This is a genomic window from Treponema sp. (genome assembly GCF_045657965.1).
GTDB lineage: Bacteria > Spirochaetota > Spirochaetia > Treponematales > Treponemataceae > Treponema_D.
In genome coordinates this window covers 1-2,310 of record NZ_JAZOUG010000130.1, presented here as the reverse complement: position 1 = coordinate 2,310, position 2,310 = coordinate 1, and the positions used below count along the sequence as shown (strand labels likewise).

Sequence of the window (2,310 nt, the reverse complement as noted above, 5' to 3'; positions counted from 1 at the left end):
TTTAAATGAATATCAGAAGCATATGACTCCATTCCATCTAAAACTGATTATCTCTCCAGAAAATCAGAAAATTGACCTTAAGCTTTTAAGCGAAGCTTTCATCCGTCACCTTGAAAAAAGTACCGGTTATGAGTTCTATTGGCTTGGAACAATCCATACCGACACCGAACATCACCATGTGCATCTGGCAATCAACGGAAAAGACAAGAACGGCAAAAAGGTTCGCTTCCCAAAAGACATGATTAAAAACACAATGCGGGAGTTCCTTTCCAACATTGCAACAAACATGATTGGTGAACGGACTAAAGAGGAGATTGAAGAATCGAAACTCAAGCTAACACAGGCAAAACGCTGGACAACTTTTGATGAAGAACTCAAAGAAATGCCTAAGAAGATTTTCATCAACAATTTGAATTCAAGCCAGATCAAACGACTTCAATTCTTATCTTCGATAAAGCTTGCAACAAAGGATGGAATGTTCTACTCACTTAATCCTGATTTTGAAGAGGTCTTGAAAGCAACCGGCCGCTACAATCTGTACCTGGAAGAGTATTTAAAGTCAGATTTACCACTCAGACTATTCGAAGGCGGAAACATTACCGGTATTGTTGATAAGGTTGTTTCATTTGATAAAGATGAAAGTTGGAACGACGCCATCATCATCCGTAAAGAAAATGAACGCATATACATACCGGTGTTTCAGCTTCATAAAGAACATCTGGAAGGAAAGACTGTCCACATTGAACATGCAGCAGGCGGAACAAACAGAAATATCTCTAATAAAGATATTCAGATTGTCGATAATAAATATAAGAACATCTCTCTTTCCAGATAGACTTTGTCTATCGATTGTATAAACATTGTATATAATGGCAGTTCTCTTTGAGCTGCCATTTTTTTTATCTACACTCTATTATTTTTAATGTACATTTAGAAACTTATTGACTTAATCCGCCGATTGGCGGTATTCTGTATACAGTACTTGCCTGCCCGGGGAGTACGCAAAATTGAGTTCCAAGAATTACTATCCTAAAGGAACCAACGACACACCTTTCAATCCACAGCTCCAGCACTTTGATTTTATATGCGGTCAGATTATCAATGAAAACCGTATCTTAAAGTTCGTCGTAGTAGCAGCTGTGCTTTCCTTTTTTCTTTCAATCGGCATCTGTATCTATGCTGTAGCTCAGCCAGATTCAATTCCTGTTCTTGTGACCATGAATGATTTTGGAGAGACTCAGTATATCGGTCCTGTTTCAAGAAAGAACTACCAGAACTTCAGCGTCCCGGAAGTTGCGGTTCAGGCTCAGGTAAAGGAGTTTGTAAATCTTACGAATACCCTTTCTACCGACAAAGCCGTAATGAAAAAATCCGTGAACAAAACTTATCATCTTCTCACTTCCACAACTGCTTCCAAATATTCAACTCTGGTAAGAGAAGATAATCCGTTTAAGGATTTTGGTTCGAGAACAAAAGAAGTCCTATTCCAGACAGAACCGCTTAAAGTTTCCAGCGACACCTACCAGGTAGATTATCAGATTGTAACCCGCCAGCTTTCGGGACAGCTAATGAGCAACGAATCTTTCAGGGCTGTCATCACTGTAAAAATGCTTCAGCCTTCAGAAGAAGATATTAAGGACAATCCACTTGGAATCTATATTACTGCTTTTGATATGAAGCCAATCGACACTAAAGCAATCAATACAAAATAGCATCAGGAGTAACACAACATGAAAAAAACACTTTGCTTTATCCCTCTTGCGGCAATGCTATTTGCTGCATGTTCAACTACACAGAAGCTTGGAGTTCCAAACGATTTTGTAGCAGAATCCACTGCCCCTACTCTTGAAGAAGAACTTCAGCAGAACGAAACAGATGAAAACAACATTCTGATTCAGGAAGAAATAAAAATTCAGGATGTTGAAAACACTGTAGTTTACGTGGACCGTCCAGTTTATGTACCGGAATCAAAAAAGTCTGAGAACGATTACAAAAAGCTCACTGGAATTGATGCTGTTATCGACAGCCAGAAACGCGCTACTCAGAAACCTGAAAACTACAAGAGCGGAACTTTCTTCTATCAGTTTAACGAGAACTTTGTTTTTGAAATCTACGCTCAGCCTTACCATCTGACAGATATTCAGCTGCAGCCTGGGGAAGTTGTAATCGGAACTCCTCTTCTTTCTGAAGATGAATCAGTTTGGGAACTGACAGCCGGAGTTGCAAAAGAACCTGGAACAAATCAGGACATCCAGCACCTCTTTGTAAAACCTGCATACTCAAAACAGGATTCCAGCCTAATCATAATAA

The 2,310-nt window shown here is 39.3% G+C and carries 3 protein-coding genes; all 3 read left to right on the top strand.

From position 1 onward, the window contains the following. The coding region (locus ACKI5B_RS04685; protein ID WP_407426325.1) for a relaxase/mobilization nuclease domain-containing protein at positions 1 to 835 on the top strand (835 nt) is incomplete at its 5' end. Between the two features lie 172 nt (positions 836 to 1,007). Then, positions 1,008 to 1,712, top strand: a complete 705-nt coding sequence (locus ACKI5B_RS04680) for a VirB8 family type IV secretion system protein (RefSeq protein WP_407426323.1) — start codon at positions 1,008 to 1,010, stop codon at positions 1,710 to 1,712. An 18-nt stretch (positions 1,713 to 1,730) separates the two neighbouring features. Next, positions 1,731 to 2,310: TrbG/VirB9 family P-type conjugative transfer protein (locus ACKI5B_RS04675; RefSeq protein WP_407426321.1), on the top strand; the 580-nt coding region annotated here is incomplete at its 3' end.